Source organism: Fodinibius sp. Rm-B-1B1-1, assembly GCF_038594945.1.
GTDB classification, from domain to species: Bacteria; Bacteroidota; Rhodothermia; order Balneolales; family Balneolaceae; genus Fodinibius; species Fodinibius alkaliphilus.
In genome coordinates this window covers 78,158-104,491 of record NZ_JBCFYD010000001.1, presented here as the reverse complement: position 1 = coordinate 104,491, position 26,334 = coordinate 78,158, and the positions used below count along the sequence as shown (strand labels likewise).

Annotated in this window: 21 protein-coding genes; 17 read left to right on the top strand and 4 right to left on the bottom strand. The window is 42.4% G+C overall.

Features of this window, described 5'->3' with window-relative positions; translation table 11 throughout:
* The first annotated feature begins 17 nt into the window (after window positions 1-17).
* The 9 genes from AAFH98_RS00455 (at window position 18) to rpoN (ending at window position 13,431) form a co-directional block, all read left to right on the top strand.
* Complete coding sequence (locus AAFH98_RS00455; protein ID WP_342520694.1) at window positions 18-1,994, top strand: DUF3857 domain-containing protein; 1,977 nt, start codon at window positions 18-20, stop codon at window positions 1,992-1,994.
* A gap of 34 nt (window positions 1,995-2,028) precedes the next feature.
* Window positions 2,029-2,688, top strand: a complete 660-nt coding sequence (gene tsaB, locus AAFH98_RS00450) for a tRNA (adenosine(37)-N6)-threonylcarbamoyltransferase complex dimerization subunit type 1 TsaB (protein ID WP_342520693.1) — start codon at window positions 2,029-2,031, stop codon at window positions 2,686-2,688.
* A 572-nt stretch (window positions 2,689-3,260) separates the two neighbouring features.
* Window positions 3,261-5,849 carry a M14 family zinc carboxypeptidase gene (locus AAFH98_RS00445; protein WP_342520692.1) on the top strand — a complete coding sequence of 863 codons (2,589 nt, stop codon included), beginning with the start codon at window positions 3,261-3,263 and terminating at the stop codon, window positions 5,847-5,849.
* Window positions 5,850-5,993: 144 nt separating this feature from the next.
* On the top strand, window positions 5,994-6,845 hold the full coding sequence (gene accD / locus AAFH98_RS00440) for an acetyl-CoA carboxylase, carboxyltransferase subunit beta (protein WP_342520691.1): 852 nt from the start codon (window positions 5,994-5,996) through the stop codon (window positions 6,843-6,845).
* 94 nt (window positions 6,846-6,939) lie between these two features.
* Window positions 6,940-9,129: a S9 family peptidase gene (locus AAFH98_RS00435; RefSeq protein ID WP_342520690.1), complete on the top strand. Its 2,190-nt coding sequence runs from the start codon at window positions 6,940-6,942 to the stop codon at window positions 9,127-9,129.
* Between the two features lie 2 nt (window positions 9,130-9,131).
* Window positions 9,132-10,142 carry a GTPase ObgE gene (obgE, locus tag AAFH98_RS00430; protein ID WP_342520689.1) on the top strand — a complete coding sequence of 337 codons (1,011 nt, stop codon included), beginning with the start codon at window positions 9,132-9,134 and terminating at the stop codon, window positions 10,140-10,142.
* 34 nt (window positions 10,143-10,176) lie between these two features.
* Entirely contained in the window at window positions 10,177-11,259 is a 1,083-nt protein-coding gene (gene dprA / locus AAFH98_RS00425; RefSeq protein WP_342520688.1) for a DNA-processing protein DprA, read from the top strand.
* Between the two features lie 64 nt (window positions 11,260-11,323).
* Window positions 11,324-11,917, top strand: a complete 594-nt coding sequence (locus tag AAFH98_RS00420; RefSeq protein ID WP_342520687.1) for a DUF3109 family protein — start codon at window positions 11,324-11,326, stop codon at window positions 11,915-11,917.
* Window positions 11,914-13,431, top strand: coding sequence for an RNA polymerase factor sigma-54 (gene rpoN, locus AAFH98_RS00415; RefSeq protein WP_342520686.1), 1,518 nt, complete (start codon window positions 11,914-11,916; stop codon window positions 13,429-13,431). The genes AAFH98_RS00420 and rpoN overlap by 4 nt, the downstream gene beginning before the upstream one ends.
* Here rpoN and AAFH98_RS00410 read toward each other — a convergent pair.
* The gene (locus tag AAFH98_RS00410) at window positions 13,424-14,920 is read right to left on the bottom strand and encodes a hypothetical protein (protein ID WP_342520685.1); all 1,497 of its coding nucleotides are present in this window, start codon (window positions 14,918-14,920) and stop codon (window positions 13,424-13,426) included. The genes rpoN and AAFH98_RS00410 overlap by 8 nt on opposite strands.
* A 14-nt stretch (window positions 14,921-14,934) precedes the next feature.
* Window positions 14,935-15,411: an Lrp/AsnC family transcriptional regulator gene (locus AAFH98_RS00405; RefSeq protein WP_342520684.1), complete on the bottom strand. Its 477-nt coding sequence runs from the start codon at window positions 15,409-15,411 to the stop codon at window positions 14,935-14,937.
* 204 nt (window positions 15,412-15,615) lie between these two features.
* Between AAFH98_RS00405 and serS the strand changes: the two genes are divergently transcribed.
* The 4 genes from serS (at window position 15,616) to AAFH98_RS00385 (ending at window position 19,574) form a co-directional block, all read left to right on the top strand.
* Window positions 15,616-16,896, top strand: a complete 1,281-nt coding sequence (gene serS / locus AAFH98_RS00400; protein ID WP_342520683.1) for a serine--tRNA ligase — start codon at window positions 15,616-15,618, stop codon at window positions 16,894-16,896.
* A gap of 11 nt (window positions 16,897-16,907) precedes the next feature.
* Window positions 16,908-17,684: a DUF432 domain-containing protein gene (locus AAFH98_RS00395; protein WP_342520682.1), complete on the top strand. Its 777-nt coding sequence runs from the start codon at window positions 16,908-16,910 to the stop codon at window positions 17,682-17,684.
* Window positions 17,685-17,693: 9 nt separating this feature from the next.
* The gene (locus AAFH98_RS00390; protein WP_342520681.1) at window positions 17,694-18,557 is read left to right on the top strand and encodes a mechanosensitive ion channel family protein; all 864 of its coding nucleotides are present in this window, start codon (window positions 17,694-17,696) and stop codon (window positions 18,555-18,557) included.
* A 300-nt stretch (window positions 18,558-18,857) separates the two neighbouring features.
* A complete protein-coding gene (locus AAFH98_RS00385) occupies window positions 18,858-19,574 on the top strand; it encodes a DUF72 domain-containing protein (protein WP_342520680.1) in 717 nt (238 codons plus the stop codon).
* Window positions 19,575-19,610: 36 nt separating this feature from the next.
* On the opposite strand, the gene dusB is transcribed toward AAFH98_RS00385, so the two are convergent.
* On the bottom strand, window positions 19,611-20,603 hold the full coding sequence (gene dusB, locus AAFH98_RS00380; RefSeq protein ID WP_342520679.1) for a tRNA dihydrouridine synthase DusB: 993 nt from the start codon (window positions 20,601-20,603) through the stop codon (window positions 19,611-19,613).
* Window positions 20,604-20,727: 124 nt separating this feature from the next.
* Here dusB and AAFH98_RS00375 point away from each other — a divergent pair, with 124 nt between their 5' ends.
* Window positions 20,728-21,825 (top strand): DNA-methyltransferase, encoded by a 1,098-nt coding sequence (locus AAFH98_RS00375; protein WP_342520678.1) that lies wholly within the window; start codon window positions 20,728-20,730, stop codon window positions 21,823-21,825.
* 8 nt (window positions 21,826-21,833) lie between these two features.
* Here AAFH98_RS00375 and AAFH98_RS00370 read toward each other — a convergent pair whose 3' ends face one another.
* Window positions 21,834-22,415 (bottom strand): MjaI family restriction endonuclease, encoded by a 582-nt coding sequence (locus tag AAFH98_RS00370; protein WP_342520677.1) that lies wholly within the window; start codon window positions 22,413-22,415, stop codon window positions 21,834-21,836.
* 190 nt (window positions 22,416-22,605) lie between these two features.
* Here AAFH98_RS00370 and AAFH98_RS00365 point away from each other — a divergent pair, with 190 nt between their 5' ends.
* From AAFH98_RS00365 to radA, 3 genes are all read left to right on the top strand, one after another.
* Window positions 22,606-23,682, top strand: coding sequence for a class I fructose-bisphosphate aldolase (locus AAFH98_RS00365; protein ID WP_342520676.1), 1,077 nt, complete (start codon window positions 22,606-22,608; stop codon window positions 23,680-23,682).
* Window positions 23,683-23,845: 163 nt separating this feature from the next.
* Entirely contained in the window at window positions 23,846-24,928 is a 1,083-nt protein-coding gene (locus AAFH98_RS00360) for a lysylphosphatidylglycerol synthase transmembrane domain-containing protein (RefSeq protein WP_342520675.1), read from the top strand.
* A gap of 14 nt (window positions 24,929-24,942) precedes the next feature.
* Window positions 24,943-26,307: a DNA repair protein RadA gene (gene radA / locus AAFH98_RS00355; RefSeq protein WP_342520674.1), complete on the top strand. Its 1,365-nt coding sequence runs from the start codon at window positions 24,943-24,945 to the stop codon at window positions 26,305-26,307.
* The last annotated feature ends 27 nt before the right edge of the window (window positions 26,308-26,334 follow it).

The following is a 26,334-nucleotide window of genomic DNA, read 5'->3' as shown; positions in this document are numbered from 1 at the left end:
GTTCTAACTGTAAATTGATGGCATTTCACTTGATTCGATTCGCTGCTACAATTGGTTTTGTACTTTTGATCAGTATCGGTAACGGTTTTGGTCAAGAAGTACCTGATGCGGAATTTGGGACTATTCCGGATTCACTATTTCAGATGCAGGTTTCCGAGGCGGATAGCGTGCCGTATAAAATTACCAATAAAGAGCTGGATGTGTCGTTCCGAGATGCTGATGAGTCTATCATTGCCGTACTCGAGCATCATATCAGGATAAAGATATTTGATGCTTCTGCGCGAGAGGCATCCATCATTGCTATTCCCTATTATTATGAAAATGATATGGAGCGTATCACATCGTTGCAGGCCTATACCTATTTGCCATCGGGTCAGCGTGTGGGTGTTACTGAGCAGGATATTCGGACGATTAATGTTAACTCGCGCTACAATGTAAAAGAGTTTGCCATGCCGGCAGTCGAAGATGGGGCCGTTATCGAATATCGGTATACTATTGAGCGCCGATATATTGAAGAACTTCCTGACTTCTATTTGTCTCATGAAGTACCGACTGAAAATGCCAGGCTGACGATCACCTATCCCAAGTATTTGCGCTACGATTCATATACCGAAAATTTTGACGGAGCACTGAAGAACGATATCGTTTATACCGATACGAGTTCGGTGCCCAAAGTGTTTACCATTCCGCAGCCGGCACCCATTGTTACTGAACGATGGATGGCCCGTGATATATCAGCAGTCGAAGAAGAGGCTTATATATCTACGCTGGATGATTATCGCGGAAAAATTAAGTTTTTGCTAAGTGAGTTTGGTATCCCGCGACAGGAGTTGGAAAATAATTGGGAAGTTGTTGTGGCGCGTATTCGTGATAAGACCAATCCCTGGGAGCGTATAGCGTTACACCGCCGGGCCCGGGCGGTGGGCGATTCGATTGCTCAAGCCACGGAGGGGACTTCTCAACAGGAAGTTCAGAATAAAGTCTATAGATATGTTAATGAACGGGTGAACTTTTCCGGTGCCAATACTTCGGTTAGTGATATGTCAGATGGGGAGGTGTTAGCTGGTGAACCAGCCGATCAGGCGGCGATCAACCAAGTATTAGTGGCGATGTTGCAGGGTGCAGGGATTGAAGCTAATCCAGTGCTTATTTCTACCCGCCGAGCGGGAAGAATTAATATGGATTTCCCTTCCTTTTATCAGTTCAACGGATTGATGGTGCAGTCACAAATTGGGGAGCAAACGCATCTCATGGATGCCGGGTTTCCGTACAGTCAGCCGGGACTCATCCCAACGGAAAGTTATGGTAATCGCGGGCTGGTATTGAAGCGTAACTCGTATGAGTGGCTCGATATCAATCCCGATAAAAGTTTGTTTGATATTCAGGTGGACATTGATGCCAGCCTTGAAAAAGATGGAACGCTGACGGGTACTGTTGACGCAGTGCAAGGGGGATATCCGGCACAGATAGCCCGGCAGAAAATAGCTGATGGTGTTTCGGATGCCGATTTGCTCCGTCAAACGTTGTTTGATGGCTACCCGCAAATGGAAATAAGGGATGTGACGATTTCTAATGTTGATCAGTACATAGAGCCGGTAACCCTTTCGGCAGAGTTTCGAATTGACGATTACGCGGTAAGTTTTACGGATGGTTTGCGGTATAAGCCGTTGATTGTAGGATACCAGTCAGAGAATCCATTTTCGGGTCCTGATCGCAATCTGCCCATCACGCTGGATGCTCCCGAACAACTTGATTTATCGTTTACGGTCGATTTGCCACCTGGCTTTTCGGTAGATGTGGATCAGGATCGAACTATAAAATTTTCGGGCGCTGAATTTATGGAGCGTTACGATCATGAGCCCGGCAAGCTCAACTATCGGTACCAAATAGATATTGATCAGCGTAACTTTTCTGCGGATTATTTTCCGTCACTGTACAAATTATATAAGCGGTGGGTGGATCTCAGCAACAGTGCATGGCTGATCAAAAACTAACGTATTTCTTAGCATCTAATTTTTAAACCCTATTATGATACTTGCTTTAGAAACAGCAACAAATGTTTGCTCGGTGGCTTTTTGTGATGAGCACGGAGGCGTTCATGAACGGCGAACGGAACAGCGAGGATCGCATTCTGAGCAGCTTTTCCTGTTTGTCGAATCTCTCCAAAAGGAACATGGGTTTTCGATTGGCGATTTGGATGCGGTGCTTGTCAGTGAGGGGCCGGGGTCGTATACGGGCTTGCGGATTAGTGCCAGTGCAGTGAAAGGACTGCTATTTCAGCATAGCGTTCCATTAATTGGGATGAATACACTTGCCTCTTTTGCGATGCAGGCTCGTCAACAATATCCGAAAGCTCAAACAATCCATAGTATCATTGATGCCCGGCGCGTACACGTGTATCATCAGCAGTTTCGTTTTCAGGGTGATGTTTTAACAACGGATGATGAGGTGGAAGTGTTACCGATCAAAGCATTTGAAAAAATGTTACAGTCGGGGGATGTGGTCATTGGGACAGGGCTTAATCGTATTTCGGAGGATGCCCTTAGTAAAGCCCAGACATTTAATAAATCAGCGATTACAGCGGAGTCGCTTATTGCCTTGTATCAAGCTGGTCTTGATAATTTTTATCAGGAAGAAGATCCGGAGTCTTTCGAGCCTAAATATTATACCTCAAACCAAGTGGGGTAGTATGGTGGTATCACTTTTGGCTTGATACAAAAGTGATGAAAAGATCAAGGTTGAAGAATTTTGAGTTCGGCTTCGGCCTGCAAAATACATGTATTTTAATGATCCGTGTACTAATGGAAATTTATTTAGATTACTTGTCGGTATAAAATGCATAACTGTATTTTTGGCCTCTGCACAAAATTCTTAGGCCGTGTTAAAACCGTAAAGTTGTTACGAAATGAATCGGTTGCCTCGCATCAAATAATATGTGGTCATTGTATTCGTCCGACTGGAAATCCAGTATTTGGACGAAATGAACGGTTTTAAAAGCTAATGATCATCCATAGAGTACTAAGCCCAATATCTCGTTCCGTAGCTCTGCTGCGGAACGCATAAGGCAATTGTTTGGACAGGCTCATTCAGCCTTGTCAGGAGTAAATGAAAATGGAGTCTCAAAAAATGTAAATCAACTTGATATAGGTTGGCACATCAGTGACCTTAGATAAGAATTTGATAAACGTTTTATAATCTACAATAGGAAATACAAGCAAAGCGGATCAGAAAAATAGGGGAATACCATAATGAATGTACGTATGAAAAATTTAGGAAAGGCCGTTGCAATTTTAATCGTTGCGGTGAGTGTTGGCCTACCCACCGGGGTATTGGCACAGAATGATTATTATTTCCCGGAAATGGATGAGACGGAGCTGGATAAGGAGATTCCATCACCGAAGCAGTTTTTGGGTTATGATATTGGCACCCATTATACCCGACACGATCGTATCGTAGCGTATTTTAAAGAGTTGGCTGAACATTCAGATAAAGCCAGCTTTCAGGTTATTGGGGAAACCTATGAAAAACGTCCACAGGTAGTTCTGACTATAAGTTCTCCAGAAAACCATTCGAACATTGAAGATATTCGTCAACAGCACTTGACGTTGCTCGATCCCGAGGAGCCGGTATTGGATCCTTCAGAAGGTAAATCCATTGTGGCATTGAATTATAGTGTGCACGGAGATGAAACTTCCAGCGGAGAGGCTGCGATGCTTACAGCCTATTACCTGATTGCCAATGAAAGCGATGAGACCCAAGAATTTTTGGATGAGTCTGTTATTCATATTGATCCCGCTCAAAATCCCGATGGGCGTGATCGTGCTGCACACTGGCATAATAGTTATAAATCGTTTCCGGCGGTTGCAGATCCGGTTGATGCCGAACATAATCAAGCGTGGCCGCGGGGACGAACAAATCACTTTTTGCATGATTTGAATCGAGACTGGTTTGCGGTAACGCAGCAAGAGAGCGAAAATCGGGTCGATTTTTATCACCGGTGGTATCCCAACGTACAGATCGATTTTCACGAAATGGGTACCAACAGCACCTATTATTTGGAACCAACTCAGCCGGTTCGAACCTGGAACCCGATTATTCCTGAATATCATTATGAGGTGATGAATCCGTTGCTTGCAGAGTATCAAACCGAAGCTCTCGATAATCTTGGATCACTCTATTGGACCAAAGAAATTTTCGATAATATTTCGCCTATTTATGGATCAACATATCCTGATATTCAAGGGGGCGTGGGCGTCACTTTTGAAGTGGGCAGTTCCCGCGGGTTGGTGCAGGAGAGCAATGCCGGAGAAGTCACCTTTCGGTCGACGATTCTCAAACATCTACACACTGGTATTGCTACCGTTCGTGCAGCGGTGAATGAAAAGCAGAAACTCTTTGAGTATCAGAAAGACTTTTACCAGTCGGCCCGTGAAATGGGGCAGGACCAGCCGACCGAGGCGTATATTTTTGGGGATGACGACAACCTGTCGCTGACCCATAAGTTTTTAGATTTATTGTTAACACATCGCCTCGATGTGTTTGAGATAGATTCTGATATCGAACAAAATGGGAAAACCTTTGAAGCCGGAAGTAGTTATATGGTTCCAACGGACCAGATCCACTACCGGGTAATTCATGATATTTTTGAAGCCAATACCTCATTTCCCGACAGCGTATTTTATGACATAACAGGGTGGTCGCTGGCACATGGATACGGCATCGAGTATGAAGAATTGGAATCAAACTACAGTAACGCTCAGGGAGCACAGGTTACTGAGCTTCCCGAACGCAGCGGAACGGTAAAAGGAGGCGCCTCGGAGTATGCTTACCTACTGAAATGGTCGGACTATAACGCATCGCCAGCCTTGTATGATTTATTGGATTCAGATTTTACAGTTCGCGTAGCGCATAAGCCTTTTACAGCTAATGTTGCTGCAAATCATGGAGAAGAATTTGGCTATGGCACTATTGTGATTTCAGTTCAGGAGCAGGGCATGAAACCTTCTGAACTCTACCAGAAATTGCGATCGGTAGCCAAGGCGCACAACGTCACATTTTATTCCGTAGATACCGGTATGACCCCTTCAGGAATTGACCTGGGCAGTACCAATGTTCGTCCCATTGACAAACCTGAAGTTGCAATGGTCGTAGGCGAAGGCACCAGCAGTTATGAGGTTGGGGAAGCGTGGTTTTTGCTCAACATGCATGTGGGGATGGATGTCACAAAAATCCGTAGTCGACAATTCCCAAGTACTGATCTTCAACGATATAATACGATTATATTGGTTGATGGAAATTACAGCAAGTGGAAGAAGTCGACAGTCAAAAAGGTAAGACGATGGGTGCGTTCTGGCGGGGTGCTCATTACGAATGAGGATGCTTCTCGGTGGGCAATTGAGAAGGAGCTTGTTAGCGAAGATTTGATCAAAACGTTTGAAGATACGGCTGAATCAAAAAAACGGTATAATTACGAAGAGCAGGCCGATCGCTGGAGAGCAGATACGATTCCGGGTACCATTTTAGAAGCGGACATCGATCCGTCTAACCCTATTGCTTTTGGGACTCCAGATCGACGGCAGTTATTTATTAAAAATAGCAGTTTGTTTTTGGACCAGAGTGAGAACCCCTATGCTACCGTTGCTCAGTACACAAACGAACCGTTTGTGGGCGGACACATTAACGATAAGAATTTAGACAAGGTACGAGGCACCTCGGCTGTTGTGGCTCGAAGTGAAGGGAATGGTAATGTGATTTTATTTGCGGATGATCCCAACTTCCGCAGCTACTGGCACACAACCAGCCGACTGTTTTTGAATGCTATTTTCTTTGGTCAGAACCTGAGTTTGTGATATTGGGAAGCTTATACATCTCGTTCCGTAGCTTTGCTGCGGAACGCATAAGTTGCAGGCAAAAAAGCTACACAAATAAAAGATTTTAGCTTCGATCCAGAATCATTATTTTTGTGAATCATTTAAAATGAAATTAGGACATACATGGCTTGGTTTAAACGTAAGGATAAGAACATACAAACCGATCAGCGTAAAGAGATGCCGGAAGGTGTTTGGGTAAAAGTCCCCAAAACCGGTGAGACGGTCCACCGCCGCGAGCTCGAAGATAACTTCTGGGTGGATCCGCTGAGCGGATATCATTTCCGTGTTGGCAGCGACGAGTATTTCTCATTTCTGTTTGATGACGGAGAGTTTGAGGAAATTGGTCAGGATATTCAACCCACCGACCCGCTTGATTTTGAAGATCGTAAAAAATACAGCGATCGCCTTGATGAATATCAGGAGAAAACCGGTAAAACGGATGCTGTGCGTGTTGGGATTGGAAAGATGAACGATCTCGATGTTGTTATCACCTGCATGGATTTCAGTTTTATCGGCGGAAGTATGGGATCGGTCGTAGGAGAACGTATTGGTATGGCTATCGATCATGCTCGTGAAAATGAAAAGCCACTGATTATTATTTCGCAGTCGGGTGGTGCACGAATGATGGAAAGTGTTTTAAGCCTCATGCAGATGGCTAAAACATCGGCTAAATTGGCACAACTGGAAGAATCTGGCGTGCCTTACATCTCACTTATGACGAATCCGACTACGGGTGGTGTTACGGCAAGTTTTGCGATGCTGGGCGATTTCAATATTGCCGAACCAGAAGCGCTTATCGGCTTTGCCGGACCGCGGGTAATACGTCAGACCATTGGCCGTGATTTACCAGAAGGATTCCAGCGATCAGAGTATCTACTTGAGCATGGATTTTTGGATTTTATAACCCCTCGTCCACAACTCAAAGAAAAGCTTTCCAATCTGATTAAAATTTTACTTCACAAGTACGAAGAGTAAATCAGCGTTAAGCTACATAAAAGCTTTTATTCGAACTTTTAGAATGGCACTCCGATATTTTGGAGCGCCATTCGTTTTATTAAAGACCCTTGCTATGAAGAAATTACTGATTGTTGTTTTTATTTTCGGATGGATACTTCAGCCGGCTATTGCCCAAGAGAAAGAGTCGCTGCAGTTTAGCCATGTGGTGAATGGCACGTTTTCGCCCGAGGGCATTCGCAGTGTCAACTGGATGCAGGATGGACGATTTTACACGGCGTTAGAACAAACTCCAAATGATATTGAGCTTCGCAAGTATAACATCCTGAATGGAGATTATGAGGTGTTAGTAGCAAGTTCTGATCTGAGGGTTGAAGGCCGGCAAAAGCCCATTGCTATTCAGGGGTATCAGTTTTCGGCAGATGAAAGAAAAGTGTTGATTAAAACTGATGTCGAGCAAATTTGGAGACGCAGTACCCGAGAAAACTATTTTGTGTATGACCTGGAATCGGGAGAAATCCAGAAGTTGACGCAATCAAATCAAAAACAGCAATACGCAAAGCTCTCTCCATCAGGTAACAAAGCTGCTTTTGTGCAGGATAACAACTTGTATTTAGTAGATTTAACGACCGGTGAGGAGCAAGCGATTACCGAAGATGGCAAGTTCAATCATATTATCAACGGGGCCACGGACTGGGTATATGAAGAGGAGTTCGGTTTTGCCAAGGCTTGGTATTGGTCTCCCGATGGACAAAAAATTGCTTTTTATCGTTTTGATGAATCTGATGTGAAAGAATTTTTTATGACGGAATGGGGAAACCTCTATCCCGGCTTGACACGTTTTAAATATCCCAAAGCAGGCGAAGAAAATTCAGTTGTAAAGATTGGAGTATATGATCTGAACTCTGGAAAAACTACGTGGATGGATGTAGGATCTGAAAACGATCAGTATATCCCGCGTATTAACTGGACTAAAGATTCTGATGTATTAGCTATCCGGCGGATGAATCGTTTACAGAATCGACAGGATTTGATGTTGGCTGATGTTAATACCGGTGATACAGAAATTATCAAAACAGAAACATCAGAGGCGTGGGTGGATGTAAATGATGATTTGAAATTTTTGGCGAATGGCGAACAGTTTTTCTACGCCAGCGAAGAGTCGGGTTATAATCATATCTACTTATATGATATGTCGGGTGATATGGTTCGTCAAGTTACACAGGGCGACTGGGAAGTGACGAACTTTTTGGGGTATGATGAGCAGTCTCAAACCTTATATTATGTAAGTACTGAAGAATCTCCACTGGAGCGGCATTTGTATTCGATTAATCTTGATGGATCGGGTAAACAAAAGCTCAGCAATGGAGAGGGGTGGAATGAAATCAACATGAGTCGCGACTTTCAGTACTATATTCAAACGTTTTCAATGCCAACTACTCCCCCCAAATATACGCTTCATAAATCGGATGGAGAGACGGTTCGTATGCTCGAGGAAAACGAAGTGCTGGCGAACAAGTTGCAGCAATATCATTTGCCCGAGAAGGAATATATCGAAATTCCGTTAGAACAAACTACGCTTAACGGGTATATCATGAAGCCACATGATTTTGATCCAGAAAAAGAGTACCCCACGCTGTTTTATGTGTATGGTGGTCCGGGCAGCCAGACGGTAACGAAACAATTTGGATCCGGACAGCGGGCGATGTGGCACCAGTACATTGCTGAGCAGGGTTATGTGGTGGTAAGTGTAGATAATCGCGGAACTGGTGCACGGGGACGCGATTTTGAGAAGCAGACTTATAAAAAGCTGGGGCAGTACGAAACCGAGGATCAGATAGATGCGGCAGAGTATTTAACAGAACATTATGATTTTATTGATGAGGAACGTCTGGGTATTTGGGGATGGAGTTATGGTGGTTATATGTCGAGCTTGGTGTTGGCCCAAGGTGGTGATATCTTTAATACCGCTATCGCGGTGGCTCCGGTTACACACTGGCAGTTTTATGATACCATTTATACTGAGCGATTTATGCAGACGCCACAGATGAATCCCGCAGGATATCGGAAAGGGTCACCAATTACCTATGCCGACCAAATTGATGGTAATTACTTATTGATTCATGGCACGGGTGATGATAATGTGCACTTTCAGAATTCGGTGGCATTAGTCAATAAATTGGTGGAAGAAGATGTTCAATTTGAGTCGATGTATTATCCAAATAGAAGTCATGCAATTTATGGAGGCAATACGCGGAAGCACCTCTATAAAATGATGAGCAATTTCATTTTAGAAAATCTATAAGTATGGGACGAGTTCAATTCGCTGATTACGCAAAAATTTATGTTACCGGCGGTGACGGCGGACCGGGTTCGGTACACTTTCGACGTGAAAAGTATGTGCCTCGCGGTGGTCCCGATGGGGGGGACGGCGGCGATGGCGGTGATGTGATCCTCAAGGGGAATGAGCAGTTAAATACGTTGTTGGATCTTCGCTATCGCAAATATGTAAATGCTAAAGATGGAGAACGTGGTGGATCCAGCAAAAAGAAGGGCAAAGACGGGCAAGATGAAATTTTAGAAGCTCCATTAGGCTGTGTGGTGTATGATGCTGATACCAAAGAGCGACTGGGCGAAATTACCGAACACGAGCAAGAAATTGTGGTCGCCCAAGGGGGTAAGGGAGGACTCGGAAACTGGCATTTTCGTAGTTCAACGAATCAAACGCCACGACACGCACAGCCTGGCGAAGAAGGTACCGAACGAGCAATCGAGATAGAACTCAAACTGATTGCTGATGTGGGGCTTGTGGGATTTCCCAATGCTGGAAAAAGTACGCTCTTGTCAGCGATTTCAGGAGCCAAGCCAAAAATTGATTCCTATCCTTTTACAACGCTTTCTCCCAATTTGGGTGTGGTAACCATGCCCGACTATCGCACATTTGTAATGGCTGATATTCCCGGCATCATTGAAGAGGCACATGATGGACGTGGGTTGGGAATTCAGTTTTTGCGGCATATAGAGCGCAATAATGTGCTGTTGTTTCTGGTGAGTTCGCAACAGGATATTGAGTACGAATACAATGCTTTGCTCGAAGAATTAAAGAAATATCGGGCTGATTTATTAGACAAGCCACGTATTTTGGCTATCACCAAAATGGATCTTCAGGAGAATTATGAACTGGATGAAGAGAAAAAAGTAGATTTAAATATTCCGGTAGTTGAAATTTCGTCGGCAACCAACTACCATATAGATGAACTGAAAGAAGTCATCTGGAAGAAAATACAAGAAGTTGAATCCTCAAGAGAAGACGCCTAAACCGCCGATAAGAGAATTTGTTGCCTTACATTTAATGGATAATTTGGGGGCTCAGCGTATCCGATTGCTGTTGCAGTCTGTTGAGCATCCCCAGCTCATTTTTCGTCTGGAGCGGTACGAGTTGGAATCGATCCATGGAATTGGTCCTAAGACGGCCGATGAGGTGCTTGCCTTTAATGAATGGGAGGAGGTTGATCGTATCCTCGAAAAAACTAAGCAGACCGGTGCTGAGATAATGACGTATTGGGATGCTGACTATCCCGACCTATTGCGCGAAATTTACGACCCGCCTCTAATGCTGTGGATTAAAGGTGAGAGAGCAGCGCTTGATACTGATAGTATCTCGATTGTAGGTACACGGAGAGTGGGGGATTACGGCCGCAAAATGGCACGTAAATTTGCCGAGGAATTAGTGGAGCATAATTTAACGATTATTAGTGGATTGGCATATGGCGTTGATGGTGTTGCTCATCAGGCTACGGTAGAGGCCGGCGGAAAAACAGTAGCTGTATTGGGCTCGGGCATTGATTGGATTTACCCCAGTGATCATAAGGGGTTGGCATCTCGTATTGTCGAAACAGGAGGGGCGGTAATTTCAGAATTTCCCCTGGGCACGGCACCGGAAATGGGCAATTTTCCCGTCCGTAATCGTATTGTAAGTGGATTGAGTTTAGGAACGTTAGTGGTGGCATCTGGCTTGGAAGGCGGGAGTATGATTACGGCGAAGTCGGCACTGGATCAAAATCGAGAGGTGTTTGTAGTTCCCCACCCTGTAGGTCATGTCAATGCACCGGGTTGTAATAGTTTAATAAAGCGCGGGATGGGTAAGCTTGTGCAGAATGTGGAGGATATTTTGGCTGAGGTAGCAATTCATATTGACCTCAAGAAAGAAAAGTCGGAAAATGATAGGCCTCAAAGATCACCAAAATGGAAGTCTATGGAGCTTGATGAATTAAGTGTTCAAATTTGTGAAAAATTGGATAAAGAGCCATTACATATTGATTATCTTGCTGAACAGTTAGAGGTAAGTACACACGAACTGATGCCGAAGCTGTTGGAACTTGAGATGGAAGGATGTATCAGGCAGACGGCTGGCAAAAACTTTGAGGTACTATAATTCCCTGTTTGTTGTTATTCTTCTCTTTTTAAATTAGCCGTCAGAAAGGCTATTTTATTTTCAAATGTTTAGAGTAGAAGATACCATATTGTCTGATGATATTGCCACGGCGCAGTTTGCTTGCGATTTGCCTAAATGCAAGGGAGCATGCTGCGTGGTGGGTGATGCGGGGGCACCGGTAACAGAAAAGGAGGTGCCTAAGCTGGAAGAAGCTTATGCACTTTTGAAGGATGATTTGCATCCAGAAGCCCGACAAACAGTTGAAAAGTGGGGAATTGTTCAGAAATCGCGAGACGGTCTGGAGTTAAGTTGTCGTGATAATGCGGAGTGTATATTTGTATCATACAGTAAAGATGGTGTAGCGTACTGTGCTATCCAGAAAGCATACTTAGATGATAAGCTGGAATGGGAAAAACCGATGAGTTGTCATTTATACCCACTTCGGCTTAATAAAGTTGGAAATATTACGTATGCTAATTTTGAATATATTCCCAAGTTGTGTGCAGCAGCTTGCAGTAAAGGAAAAGAAGAAGTGATCTATTTGTCTGACTTTTTAAAAGAACCGCTGATTCGTCGTTTTGGAAAGCAGTGGTATGAAAAATTTCAGGAAACTTGTAAGGAAATGCGAATGAAATCAAATGAGGCCGTCACATTATGATTAAAACCGGCCAGCAAATGAATCAAAAGCAGTCGCAGCAGCAGCGACTGTCCCCCCAGCAGATACAGTATATTAAACTGTTGCAGCTGCCTACGATAGCGTTAGAGCAGCGTATCAAGGAGGAGCTGGAGGAAAACCCGGTGCTTGAAGAGGGGCAGCCCGAGGATACTTTTGATGAGGTGGAATCGGAGTGGGAAGAGCAGAAAAATGATGATGAGCTGGATCCCGTGGATCAAAATGAAGAGATCGACTGGGATGAGTTTATGCAAAATACAGAGTATGATGGCGAAAATTATAGTCGTGGTTCAAGTTATTCCGGGGGCGGAGGAAACGACAGTTGGCGCGACTTGCCCAATCCTTATCACGAGTCGTTGCTTGAAGAGCTTGAACAGCAAGTAAGTTTGCTCGATTTTACGGAGGAGCAAAAGCTTATAGCTGATCAAGTGTTGGGTTCGCTGGATCAGGATGGATATTTTCGTCGCGAAATTGAAGCCGTGGTCGATAATATTGCTTTTAATCATGGAACCCTTACCAATGAAGAGGAAGTCGAAAAAGTCCGAAAAGAAATTCAGCAGTTAGATCCGCTGGGGATAGCTTCGCGCGATTTGCGGGATTGCCTGTTGATTCAGCTGGAATTAATGGATGACGAAGCAGGGCGTGATGATGCTATCAAGATGTTACGTGACCATTGGGACCTATTTGAGAAAAAGCATTTTAAGAAACTTAAGAAAAAGCTGGACGTCAATGACGAAGAGCTCAAAATGGCTTTTGACTGTATCACTGGTCTTGACCCTAAACCCGGTGCGGTAGGGACGGCTGTAGATGATACCTCCAATTATATTGAACCTGATTTTGAGGTTTATTATCAACCTGCAGAAAAGGGAGATGTGGATGGAGAAGAAGAAGGAGATTTTGTTATTACGTTGAATAACGGAAATGTGCCCCCGCTGCGAATTTCACCACGTTATAAAGAGATGTGGGATGATCTGAAAAAGAAGAAAAAGAAAAGTAAGCAGACGAAGGAAACTAAGAACTTTATCAAAAATAAAATAGAGTCGGCCCAGTGGTTTATTGATTCCATTCGTCAGCGGCAAAATACGCTGATGAATACGATGAAAACGATTGTGGCCCTGCAGAAAGATTTCTTTAAGCACGGTGAAGGGCTTAAGCCGATGATCTTAAAAGATATTGCCGAGCGTGTAAATCTCGATATTTCAACTATTTCTCGTGTGGTAAATGGTAAATATGTGCAAACGCATTTTGGGGTTTTTGAGCTGAAATACTTTTTTAGCGAGGGTATTGAAACTGAAGACGGCGAAGAGGTTTCGAGTACAGAAGTAAAAAATGCTGTGCAAGAAATTGTTGATAATGAAAATAAACAGAAACCGCTTAGCGATCAGGCTATTGTAAAAAAGCTAAAAGATCGCGGTTATAAGGTGGCCCGTCGGACGGTGAGTAAATATCGTAAAAAGCTGAATATTCCTGTTGCTCGACTTCGCAAAGAAATTATGTAAGGTTGAGTGCCAGCTTTATAACTTCTTTCCACTGTTCTTGGTTGATTACCCATCCCAAAAAAGCCAGTATGGCAAGACTGTAGGGAATACTCGTTTTTAGGTGATAGAAAAGTTTCGAATGTGAAAAACGACTTAGGTCGATGGCTGTAAAAATATAGCTGGCTATAAAAAGAATCAGAGCAAGAGAGGTGAAAAGAATAGGGGTAAAAGTACTTGTGGTTGTGAAAAAGGTGATTACAATAGTACAAAAGAGGAGGTTTATCTGTAAGGGCCAGCTAAATATTGTTGCTATTTGTGTGAGCGAATTTATGCGTTTATGTGTGACAAAAAGCCAAATGATTTCCAACAAAGAAAACAAAAGTATGATTGCTAAGGTCCACAGAAAAATGGAAAGGGGGCCATCCCCGAAAGTTGAAAGGGTAGAAAAATGATAGAAAAAGGCGTGTTGTCCAACTGGCCCAAATAGGTTAATGAAAAGTGAATAGGCCGATAATGCTATTAGTAGTGCATTTTGGATGAGAATAATGACGGAGGGAAAGGGAGAGCGTATGAGCCGCTTAAAAATATCATTAATAAAAAATTTGTGGGCGGTAAAATATCGGAATAGTGATTTGCGGTATAAGGGACTCATGTTGTAGTGTAAGCCGATGGTTAGCCATATGATAAATAGCATAATGATTGGGAATACATTATTGGATGGCACTGGCACTTCTTCCTGAGGCAGTGGAAAGGCTGGGTCTTGATCGGTAGTAATACTTTTCAGTATCTCTGAAAATTGAGGGTATTTTTCCAACGTTGAAAATAACCACTCGGACTCTACAATAATGGGAGTATTCTTGGCTTGTGGTTTATCGATGCTCTCAAGGAATCTTTTAAAGGGAGTTAACAAGGAGTGTAATTCACTTGCAGGATTATATAAATACGCTTGTGCATTTGTTGTTTTGAATGCGAGGGAATTCCAATTTGACGATGTTACAGGAACGCTAATAACAGAGGGAAGGGCTGATGGAGTATCGTAAGATAAGCTTTTTTGGTATAGCGTAATACGATCCACTTGTTTTAGCTGACTAACAATAGGATCAATTGCTTGCCAGAAAGTGGGATTGTAAATATTACCAAAATTAAATATCCCAATGGCCCGGACGGATGATTGAGAAAGGAAGCTATTACTTTTACGTTCAATGTTTTGAATAAGTGTGGAGTCGGGATTAGCAAAGGTATCGGATATAGGAAAGTCGATTCCCAAATTGCCATACACTTGAAATCCTAAGCTATCGATTAACGTCCAGGTATCTTTTTGAGGGAGCTGGTTAACTTCAATAATGGTGATTCCCAGCTGATCAAATTGTTCGAGCTGCTTTTGGGTCGTTTGGGAATTGGTAGGCATATCCCAATGAACGCCTACCTGCTGTTGTGCATACAGCAGGGAAGGAAATAATCCTAATAAAAGAATAGTTATGATAAAGAAACGCGATTGAAAAAATGCCAATGTATGGGCGAAAGTTATTTGGGATCTACTGTTTTTTCGATAGGTAGTTCTGAGGTTTCTTTGAAGCTGCTTAATACTACGTTTGATCGGCTTTTACTTACCCCATCCCACGACTGAATTTTGGAAAGTAGTTTTTCAAATGAGGCTGTATTCTCGGTTCTTATTTTTAGAATATGGGAGCCATCGCCTGTTATGGAATGACATTCAAGAATTTCGGGCTCCGAGACCGCATTGTCAATAAAAATGGGATAGTTGTCGGAACCGTCGACTTCTACAAAGACAAAGGCGGTAATATCAAAATTGAATTTCTTGGAATCGAGCAGTGCCGTGTACCCGGTAATTAGGTCTTTTTCTTCAAGCTTGCGCATTCTTTCTGATACAGAGGGCACTGATAAGTGAACGATCTCTGCTAATTTGTTTCGTTGAGAGCGTCCATCTTTTTGCAGATGCTTTAGAATCTTAATATCAATTTCATCTAATCCGTGGGCCATAATATATTCATATCCTTAATTTTCTATTTAATTAAGAAAATAACCTTAATATTTTAGGAGATCAAGCTTTTTGGCGCTGAGAATATAAATTTTATTATGGGCATAAAATCAGATTGATTTCAAGGGTATTTTGGTTTCAAACCTTTCATTAAACTCTCTTATCTTTAGCCAAACTATCAACAGAATTTTTAAACATAGTATCCGATGTTAGACGTCACTTTTATTAGGAATAATCCCGATATAGTTAAAAAGGCGATGGTAAATAAGGGAGAGGATAATCCCCAGCTTATTGATGAAGTTATTAATGTTGATGAACAGTGGCGTTCACTGGTTGAGGAAACAGATAACCTCCGGAGCGAAAGCAATACCAAAGCCCAAAAAATCGGTGAGCTTATGGGGCAGGGTAAAAAAGAGGAGGCCCAGGAAATCATTTCATATACAACTAAGCTCAAAGAGCAAATACAGGAAAAGGAAGAGCAGCTGCGTTCTCTCAAGCAAGCTCGGGAAGACCTATTGCTACAAATTCCAAATGTGCCGCATGAATCAGTACCCATAGGAGAGACAGAAGAGGATAACGAAGTTTTTAAAACGTGGGGAGAACCTCATGGTGAGGATTGGCGTAAGCCGCATTGGGAGATTGTCGAAGAACAGGGATGGATTGATTTTGCTCGGGGTGCCAAAGTAACGGGAGCTGGCTTTCCATTTTATGTTGGTCCCATTGCTCGATTGCAGCGGGCGCTTGTAAACTATTTCTTAAATCGCGCGGCAGAAGCAGGCTATACCGAATTACAGGTGCCTTACTTTGTGAATGAAGATTCTGCTCGCGGTACAGGACAGATTCCCGACAAGGAAGATATGATGTATGAGATTCCACGCGACGATTTTTTCGTTATTCCCACTGCCGAAGTTCCTATTACTAATTTTCACCGTGATGAAATTCTGGAGGATGAAAAGCTCCCGTTGTACTATGCCGCTTTTACACCCTGTTGGCGACGCGAAGCAGGTTCATATGGAAAGGATGTAAAAGGATTAAATCGGCTCCATCAATTTGACAAGGTAGAGTTGGTGAAAATTGTTTATCCGGATACGGCGTATGATGAACTGGAAAGCCTGCGGGAACATGCAGAATCATTGCTTGAAGAGCTACAGATTCCATATCGTACTCTACTTATGTGTACGGGAGATATGGGCTTTACACAATCTAAAAAATATGACCTAGAGGTTTGGAGCCCAGGCCAAAAGCGATGGCTTGAAGTAAGTTCCTGTTCTAATTTTGGAAGTTTTCAGGCCCGACGTATGATGCTTCGTCGTAGAAAAGATAATAGTGATACTGAAATTCTTCATACGCTAAACGGATCAGGGTTGGCATTACCACGAGTAGTAGCAGCAATTTTGGAGATCTATCAACAGGAAGATGGAAGTATTAAAATTCCTGAAGTGCTACAGTCATTTATGGGAACTGATACTATTACGCCTACGAATTAGATAAAAATATTATGGATACTGATATCTGGGGAAAGCAATCATTAGAAGAGGGAAAAACAAAACATATATCTGTTGGTGAGTTACATATTTGGCTAAAGTATCGGAATGAAGAAGTCTGGATTACACAGGCTTATAATGATGAGATTAAACGAAAGGCGGACCTGGATCAGCCTCCAAAAGATGCAGAATGGTCACGCTGGGCTCATAAAAATAGTTCGGCTGAGGTAGCTATACAGCCAGTATTTCCTGATAAACCTCTTGTAATTCATTCGGAATACAGCTTAAAGATAAGTCCTGAGACACAGATACAGATTTATACCCGAATACCAGTTTGGATACGTATTTCACTGGCTGATAATGACTATCAGCTTACCGAGTTGCCATCAGTAAAGTTATCACGGACTTGGTTTGGAACTGAGATTGAAGGAGAACTCTGTTATCATGCAAAAACAAAGGCGCGGCGCGATTTATCGCATGTGGATAAAAAGCCTTATTTGGTTAGTTGCCCCATTAAAATTGTAAACAAATCTGTTGAAGAGTTAACCTTTTCACACTTTTGCTTTCGCGTTGAGCGCCTAAGTATGTTTTACCATGAGCATGAGCTATGGGCTGATGAAACACAGATTATCTACCAGGGAGAAGATTTGCACAGCGAAGTTATCATGACCGGAAAGCTACACAAGGGAATCACCAAAAAGCAATTACTAAGTAAGCCGCGTAAGCAGGTTCATAAAAGTTTGGCTACGCGTACGTTTAAACGATTTTTCAAGGTAGGACCGACAAATTAAAGTATCACAATGGATCTATTTAATATCTACAATTATCTGCCAGAAGAAACTGTTCATCAACTTGTCAGAGTAGTTTTAATTATTGTAATAAGTATTCCGATTTTGTTATTGCTTCGCGGATGGGCCCGCCGCTTTTTTACGAAAAAATATGCCCCGCATTATGGTATGTTAGCCGGTAAAGTAGTGTTTTACACCGGTATTATTTTGATGATGATCACGGTGATGGGGCAACTGGGGATAAGCCTGGCACCGCTGCTTGCGGGAGCGGGTATTGTAGGTGTAGCCCTTGGTTTTGCATCTCAGACGAGTGTATCGAATATTATCAGTGGATTATTTTTAATAGCCGAACAGCCGTTTAAAGTTGATGATATAATAAATGTGGGAGGAACCATTGGTATTGTTCTGTCGATTGATGTGCTTTCAGTAAAGCTTCGCACCTTCGACAATATGTTTGTGCGCATCCCCAATGAGACCATTATCAAAACCGAGGTTATTAATTTAACACGTTTTCCTATCCGGCGGTTTAATGCCAAGGTTTCGGTGGCTTACAAAGAGGATATTGAAGAGGTTCGCAAAATTTTGCTTGACGTGGCTGAGAAAAATAAGCACTCCCTGAGTGAGCCGGAACCACAGATTATTTTTGAGGCCTTTGGAACCTCATCTATTGATCTTGATTTTCGTATTTGGGCACCGGTTGATGAGTGGATACATCTGAAGAATACGATACAGGAAGAAATTAAGAAGCAGTTTGACCAAGAGGGTATTGAAATACCATTTCCGCATGTTTCATTTTATACCGGTTCCGAGTCAAAGCCGTTGCCTATTGAGCTTGTTAAAGGAGCCGAGCAATTTAGCAGCGAGGCTGATCAGTAATGATAGAAATTATTACCTGACAGGGTTGATCGGACGGCTTTATATATGAAAAATAATCCCGCTCCAGCTAAAGCAATAATAATCAGTGTCCCCCAAAAGATATATGCCAGGTAAGGGATAATAAGAATCCCCACTAAAGTAGTGATAAAGCGGACAGGATTAGCGTAAAAGCTGTATGCACTAAATCCACTGGAAATGAGTCTGAGAAGTCGATTGATCATGCGGTCTCCTATTTGATTATGCAGTACGTTTCCACCTATACGTTCGGTTTGGAGGAATTGATTCAATACAACCAATATTATGTCTGAATTATTTATTGGAACCAGTGGCTGGTCATATAAGGATTGGGAAAATAGTTTCTATCCCGATGGGTTGCCACAAAATGATTATTTGGCGTATTACTCATCCCAATTTGATACCGTTGAGGTGAATGCGACGTATTATAACGTACCTTCTGTCTCAACGGTTGAGCGATGGAAGGGAAAGACTGAAAGAGATTTTCAATTTTCTGTTAAGGGACATCGTCGTATTACGCACTACAACAAAATGAAGGATGTGGATGAGCATCTGAATACATTTTTGAGCAGAGTGCGGCGGCTGGGAGATTCTCTAAAAACCGTTAACTGGCAGTTCCCGCCAAGCTTTAAGAAAGACACAGAGCGGCTAAAGCAGTTCTTGGATAAGTTGCCGGATGATCAACAGTTTGCCTTTGAATTTCGGCATATATCATGGTTGGATGAGGAGGTTTATGAATTGTTGTCGTATAAAAATGCCGCTATCGTCTGGCAGAGTGCTGGAGAATTTCCAGATGATTGCACTCCGACAGCAGATTTCATCTACATACGGTTTCATGGGTTGACCGGCTATCGTTATTCCTATCAAAAGCCTGATTTAGAACCCTGGGCAGATATTGTGCAAAGACAACTGGATGAAAGTCGGGATGCTCAGGTCTACTTCAATAATCCGGGCGGTAATGCTATAGAAAGTGCCCAAATGATGCGTAAATTGTTAAGTTGATAGGTTGCGGGTTAACCTGTTGTTTGACTTGATTAGTTACGAGGCTACCGCAAACATTTCCTGATCTTTGAACTCCATCAGCAAGTCAATAATAGGTTCCATTTCTGATTCTTGCATGATGTTCCCTCGCAATTGACGGCTGTTGCGAACGCCCTTTAAAAATTGCCCGTAGTGTTTTTTCATGATGATGACACCATATCGTTCACCATGGTGTTCAACCGATCGGCGCAGCTGTTCTGCACAAAGATCAATGCGATCTTCAACCGTTGGTTCGGGCAACAGCTCACCAGTATCAATATAGTGGCGGGTGCGCTCAAAAATCCAGGGATTGCCGATAGCTCCCCGACCAATCATTACGCCGTCAACACCCGTTTCGTCGAACATGCGTTTGGCATCTTCGGGAGAGGTAACATCACCGTTGCCAATGATGGGGATCTCAAGTCCGGGTGTGTCTTTAACGTATTTAAGATAATCCCATCGGGCTTCCCCTTTATATTTTTGAGAACGGGTGCGTGCATGGATGGCAAGGGCCTTGATGCCCACCGATTGCAGACGCAGAGCAACTTCCCGAATTTTAATAGTTTGCTCATCCCAACCCAGTCGCGTTTTGGCCGTAACGGGAATGCCATCCACTGCATCGACTACCGTTTTAGCCATACGCTGCATCATATCCAGATCGCGCAGGCAGCCGGCACCGGCGCCTTTCTTGGCAATTTTGTATACCGGGCAGCCAAAATTGATATCTACAATATCGGGATTTTCACTCTCAGCTGTTTTTGCGGCTCCTTCCATAGCTTCCTCACGTCCACCAAAAATCTGTACGCCAAAGGGGCGTTGTTCTTCGGTAAAGTGCATTTTGTGCAGTGCCTGATCGTTGTCACGAACAATAGCTTCGGAGCTGATAAACTCAGTATAAACAACAGAAGCTCCTTTGCGTCGGCAAATCGTGCGGAATGGGGAATCCGTCACATCCTCCATAGGAGCCAGCAGAATCGGTTTATTGCCAAGGTCAATATCGCCTATTTTCAATGTATTACCTATATTAGGTTAGAAATTTAAGAACGAATAATATAAGGTGATTTTGAGAAAACATCGATAAGTTACGAATTTTGATATATTTTGCGTTTCAATAAAGCCAATTTGAAAAATACTTATGGAAACGACGCACAAGATTTTGTTTGGTGATGCAAAGACTATGGATATTGCTGATAATTCCGTTGATTTAGTTGTGACTTCTCCTCCTTATCCGATGATTGAAATGTGGGATGAACAGTTTGCAGAAATGAATCCTGAAATTAGGAAAGCGTTAAAGAGATCTGATGGGAAAGGGGCTTTTGAATCCATGCATCAACAATTAGATGTTATTTGGCAGGAGCTGTATCGTGTATTGAGGGATGGCGGAATTGCCTGTATTAATATTGGGGATGCCACACGTAAAGTGGGGGATGACTTTCAGCTCTATTCTAATCATGCACGTATTGTTAATGCCTTTATAAATATTGGGTTTAGCAATATGCCTAATATTCTATGGCGCAAACAAACGAATGCTCCTAATAAGTTTATGGGATCGGGAATGATGCCACCAAGTGCATATGTGACTTTGGAACATGAGTATATTCTGATATTTCGGAAAGGAGGGAAGAGAACTTTCTCTAAAAATGAAAAGTCGTTACGCAGAGAGAGCGCATATTTTTGGGAGGAACGAAACCAATGGTTTTCTGACCTCTGGGACTTTAAAGGTATTTTTCAGGATTTAGCTGACAGTAATATAAGAGATCGAAGTGCGGCTTTCCCTTTTGAATTGCCATATCGACTAATTAATATGTTCTCTATAAAGAAAGATACGGTGTTAGATCCTTTTTTAGGGACTGGAACAACATCATTGGCCGCTCTTTGTTCGGGTAGAAATAGTATTGGATATGAAATTGATAAAGGTTTTAGCGATGTGATTTTTTCTTTATTGCATACTGAAAGTTTGAGTATGCTAAATGATCGAATTCGTAAGCGGATTTTAGATCACAAAAAATTTGTAAAAAAACGATTAGCTAAAAAAGATGATGATGCTTTTAAGTATGAAAATAATCATTATGGTTTCCCGGTGATAACAAAGCAAGAGAAACCTTTGTTATTAAATTATCTTAAAACAATTGATCGACAATATGAAGGTACGGTGCGGGGTAAGTATTTTGACGAGGCTATGCTTGATTATCCCCAAAAGGGGACTCTTTTTGCAGAGGTAAATCAAGGATAGAGAAATTGTTAAAAGTCATATTTAAATTTGATGCAGGTTTTTAGTTTTTCGTAATAAACGATTTCTACATCAATTTGTTCATTTAATCCTTTTTTAGCTTTATAAGTTTTGGGCTTAATACTAATAGGTTTGTTACCTATATAGCCGTCAATGCCTTTCGATTCATCTTGAGGAGTCGCAGGAGAGAAAGGTTTATTTTTCGATTTTGCAATTTTCTTTAAAACTGCTTCTTGAAAATTTAGTCCAGAGTAAGTATTGGTAATAATTAATTCTTCAACCCATGCTTGTATCATCTCTTCGTCTATTTGCTGCATAGCTTTAGAGAGTTTTTCAATCATGTCAGCAATTTTTTGGGTTGCGTTATCAATGGCATTAGGATGTTTTTCTTTATACCATTTCCTCCATTCTTCCAAACTATTACCATCAAATTCTTTAATAAGTTCAGTCATTTGTCCGACATTCTTGGGACGTGTGGCTTGAGAGTTTTGGTTTGCTAAGTTTAGCAGTTGGGTAGTATACTTTGGGAACTCAGGGGCATTAGTTACAATCGCTTTTTTTAGGTCACTATTTTTAATTTTGCCTTCTTTCATAACTTTGTTGGTTAAGGTTAAACTTAGTGTTATTTAAAGGCTTGGATGATATTCATAAGGTGAGCAAATGCAAAAGTGAATCTTTTTATATTATAAATTAGCTTTATTTAGCTGGTGATATGAATCATGAAAATTGTTATAATAGCACACAATCTTAATTAGTAATTGATAGTTAAACCGGAGCTACGCTATGGCTTTAGCAAAGAAAAGTATTGAAGAACTACTGGGTGATGAGGCAGAAGATCTGTTGACCCATAAATGCGAAACGATTTCGAAAGATAACTTACACCTACCGAGTCCGTCATATGTTGATGATATGTTGACGGGGTCAGATCGCAGTCCGCGTGTACTGCGTAGCTTGCAGACGTTGTTAGACAATGGGCGACTGGGAGGAACAGGCTATTTGTCGATCTTACCGGTTGATCAAGGTGTTGAGCATTCAGGCGGGGCATCTTTTGCACCAAATCCCGATTATTTTGATCCCGAAAAAATTGTTAAGCTGGCTATCGAGGGTGGTTGCAACGGTGTTGCATCTACTTTTGGTGTGTTGGGATCTGTTGCTCGCAAATATGCTCACAAAATTCCCTTCATTGTTAAGATTAACCATAACGAGCTGATGACCTATCCCAATAAATACGACCAAATTATGTTTGGTTCGGTAGAGCGTGCTTTTGATATGGGAGCTGTTGCCGTTGGTGCAACAATTTATTTTGGGTCTCAAGAATCCAGCCGGCAAATTCAGGAAGTTGCTAAAGCCTTTGAACGTGCTCACGAGCTGGGTATGGCTACCATTCTTTGGTGCTACACACGAAACTCTGCATTTAAGGTTGACGGTGAGGATTACCATGCATCGGCTGATCTTACTGGTCAGGCTAACCATTTGGGAGTAACTATTCAGGCTGACATCATTAAACAGAAACAGCCAACAACAAATGGTGGATACAAAGCATTGAATATGGGTGATTCTTCTTATGGTAAGTTGGATGAAGATATTTATGATGAGCTTTCCAGTGATCATCCCATTGATTTAACGCGTTATCAAGTTGCTAATAATTATATGGGGCGTGCGGGATTGATTAACTCAGGTGGTTCCTCTGGGGAAAATGATTTTGCTCAAGCGGTTCGCACAGCTGTCATTAATAAACGTGCTGGCGGTATGGGACTTATCAGTGGTCGCAAAGCATTTCAGCGTCCAATGGATGAAGGTGTAAAACTGCTTAACTTTATTCAGGATGTCTATCTTGATGATAATATCACAGTAGCATAGTAATTTGAGCAATTTTTAGGCCTTATGGATTTCCCATAGGGCCTTTTTTTATATAATGTAGCTCATATAAATGTGATTTGAGTATACCACTCTTAGCCTTTGTTGGTTTATGTTTTAAATTGAAGCAGAGTCGTTGCCTTTAATTTTATAAGAGACCCAATTTTTGTCCAAGAAAAAAGATCAAATACAGGAAGATCCGCAACGATATTTCTCTAAGAAATATCTCTTTATTTCGATAGCTCTAAGTCTAGCTACTATGGCGTTTGTTATTTGGCTTACCTATACGCCGGGAGTACTAAAACATCTTAAAGCAAAGCGGCTGCCGGGACTTATTATTGCTATCGTAGTTTCTTTTATGCGATTGGGGTTTTCTGCAGCCAAGATTAGGTATCTCTCTGAAAAAGCACTTGGCTGGATGGCGTCATTTAGAGTGATGTTGAGCTGGGATTTCACCTCTTCGATAACGCCATCGGTGGTAGGTGGGGCTCCTATGGGAACCTATGCTATGACACAAGAGGGATTTAACTTTGGTCAATCCACGGCCATCATTCTCTACAGTTTGCTGCTTGATCAGCTTTGGTTTGCAATGGCCGTGCCCATTTTGCTAATATCAGGTATTTTCTTTGAGGTTATACCCAATAATACCGGATTTGTGGGACATGCTTCGATGGCGTTGTTATATATTGGTTTGTTGAGCTACGCAGGGTTATTATCCTATGGAGTATTTAAAAATCCCAATGCTATTCGGAAGGTCGTAAATTGGTTATTGAAACTTCCTTTTTTACGGCGGTGGAATAATACCATTGGAGATGAAGTAGATAACTTGGTTGAGTATGCTCATGAATTGCGGAAAAAGCCCAAAAGCTTTCTTTTTAAAGCGTTCTTTTTATCTACAATGTCGTGGTTATGCCGAATTGCTTTGCCCACTATCGTGGTACTTAGTTTACTGCCGGCTGATGTAATTTTGTCCGTGCTTCGAAGTTTAGCAATGAATTTAGCGTTTCTTATCATGCCTACGCCCGGTGGTAGTGGCGGTGTAGAGGGATTATTTGCCATTTTTCAAGGACCATTGATGGATCGCAAAGCATTTATTGGTTTGGCTGTTTTCGCTTGGCGGGTCATCAGTTATTATATCAGCATTGGTATGGGAATGATGGCCACTACTTGGTACATTAACCGTTCTGTTGTGGATACCTTAAGTGATGAGGCGGCCGAGGAAAAACTTGAGAGCGATTTACCATCCTAATATAAAAGCACACTATGCCTAAAGATCGGATACAGTATGTTTGTGGGGATTGCGGACACACCTCAACGAAATGGTTGGGAAATTGCCCCAATTGTGGTGCCTGGCATACCTTTAAGGAGTTTAAGGTAGAACGGAAGACAAAATCTGAAAAGGAACATAAAGGAAAAGTTGACGGCCTTGAGGATTCCCAGCCGCCCCAGAAACTGGATGAAATATCCAGCGATTCCCAAGATCGCTTTTTAAGTAAAATCCAAGAATTTGATCGCGTATTGGGTGGAGGATTTGTCTCCGGCTCTTTTGTTTTGATAGGTGGTGATCCCGGAATTGGAAAAAGTACGTTGACGCTACAGATTGGGAAGGCTAATCCGGAATTAGAGATTTTATACTGTGCGGGAGAAGAATCGGCCGGACAAATTAAACAGCGGGCCAAGCGGCTGGGTGTTAATTCTGATAACTTCTACATCTATACCGAAACAGACATTAACAAAGTACTCAAAGAAGCACAGAAACTGGACCCCGACTTATTGATTGTGGATTCAATTCAAACGGTGTATCGCACCGAGTTAACCAGTATGGCGGGAAGCATTCAGCAGGTGAAGGAATGTGCAGCGTTGCTACAGCAGTTAGCTAAAAAGCAGGACATCACTACGCTGGTTATTGGTCATGTGACCAAAGAGGGGGCGATTGCAGGGCCGCGCGTGCTTGAGCATATGGTTGATACGGTGTTGCAGTTCGAAGGGGATAGCAACTACAATTACCGGATGCTTCGTAGTATCAAAAATCGATTTGGCCCGGCGCAGGAGGTGGGCGTTTTCGAGATGAAAGAGTCCGGCTTGGAAGATGTATTGAATCCTTCTCAACTATTTCTCTCTGAATATAATAGCAAAGTGAGTGGTAATGCGGTGATCTGTTCGATAGAGGGGTCACGTCCGCTGTTGGTGGAAGTGCAGGCCTTGGTTACGCCCAGTAATTATGGCACGCCTCAGCGTACGGCTACAGGCTTTGATCATCGGCGTTTATCATTGCTGTTAGCTGTTCTTGAAAAGCGTGGAGGGTACCAGTTTTCGGGCCAGGATGTGTATTTAAATATCGCAGGTGGACTTAAAGTCAATGATCCCGCCGCTGATTTAGGAGTGGTGCTGGCACTGGTATCCAGCTTTTTGGATAAGCCCATTTCTAATAAAGTGGCTTTTCTGGGAGAGGTAGGGCTTGGCGGAGAGGTTCGAACGGTTAATAAAATTGATCACCGGTTGACCGAAATCAATAAGCTCGGTTTTAAAAAAGCAATAGCCCCGCGATCTAATACCATTGAGCAAGATATAGATCTGAAAATAGCGGGAGTGGATAATATTTCCCAAGCGATAAAAAAAGCCCTTTAGTACTACCTAAAGAGCTTTTTAAATATC

Coding starts and splice junctions, on each gene's coding strand:
- AAFH98_RS00395 (WP_342520682.1), top strand. CDS start 16,908: ATGGATACTGATATCTGGGGAAAGCAATCATTAGAAGAGGGAAAAACA.
- AAFH98_RS00445 (WP_342520692.1), top strand. CDS start 3,261: ATGAAAAATTTAGGAAAGGCCGTTGCAATTTTAATCGTTGCGGTGAGT.
- AAFH98_RS00385 (WP_342520680.1), top strand. CDS start 18,858: ATGTCTGAATTATTTATTGGAACCAGTGGCTGGTCATATAAGGATTGG.
- accD (WP_342520691.1), top strand. CDS start 5,994: ATGGCTTGGTTTAAACGTAAGGATAAGAACATACAAACCGATCAGCGT.
- rpoN (WP_342520686.1), top strand. CDS start 11,914: ATGATTAAAACCGGCCAGCAAATGAATCAAAAGCAGTCGCAGCAGCAG.
- radA (WP_342520674.1), top strand. CDS start 24,943: ATGCCTAAAGATCGGATACAGTATGTTTGTGGGGATTGCGGACACACC.
- AAFH98_RS00455 (WP_342520694.1), top strand. CDS start 18: ATGGCATTTCACTTGATTCGATTCGCTGCTACAATTGGTTTTGTACTT.
- AAFH98_RS00420 (WP_342520687.1), top strand. CDS start 11,324: ATGTTTAGAGTAGAAGATACCATATTGTCTGATGATATTGCCACGGCG.
- AAFH98_RS00375 (WP_342520678.1), top strand. CDS start 20,728: ATGGAAACGACGCACAAGATTTTGTTTGGTGATGCAAAGACTATGGAT.
- dprA (WP_342520688.1), top strand. CDS start 10,177: ATGGATAATTTGGGGGCTCAGCGTATCCGATTGCTGTTGCAGTCTGTT.
- AAFH98_RS00390 (WP_342520681.1), top strand. CDS start 17,694: ATGGATCTATTTAATATCTACAATTATCTGCCAGAAGAAACTGTTCAT.
- AAFH98_RS00365 (WP_342520676.1), top strand. CDS start 22,606: ATGGCTTTAGCAAAGAAAAGTATTGAAGAACTACTGGGTGATGAGGCA.
- AAFH98_RS00370 (WP_342520677.1), bottom strand. CDS start 22,415: ATGAAAGAAGGCAAAATTAAAAATAGTGACCTAAAAAAAGCGATTGTA.
- tsaB (WP_342520693.1), top strand. CDS start 2,029: ATGATACTTGCTTTAGAAACAGCAACAAATGTTTGCTCGGTGGCTTTT.
- obgE (WP_342520689.1), top strand. CDS start 9,132: ATGGGACGAGTTCAATTCGCTGATTACGCAAAAATTTATGTTACCGGC.
- AAFH98_RS00405 (WP_342520684.1), bottom strand. CDS start 15,411: ATGGCCCACGGATTAGATGAAATTGATATTAAGATTCTAAAGCATCTG.
- AAFH98_RS00435 (WP_342520690.1), top strand. CDS start 6,940: ATGAAGAAATTACTGATTGTTGTTTTTATTTTCGGATGGATACTTCAG.
- serS (WP_342520683.1), top strand. CDS start 15,616: ATGTTAGACGTCACTTTTATTAGGAATAATCCCGATATAGTTAAAAAG.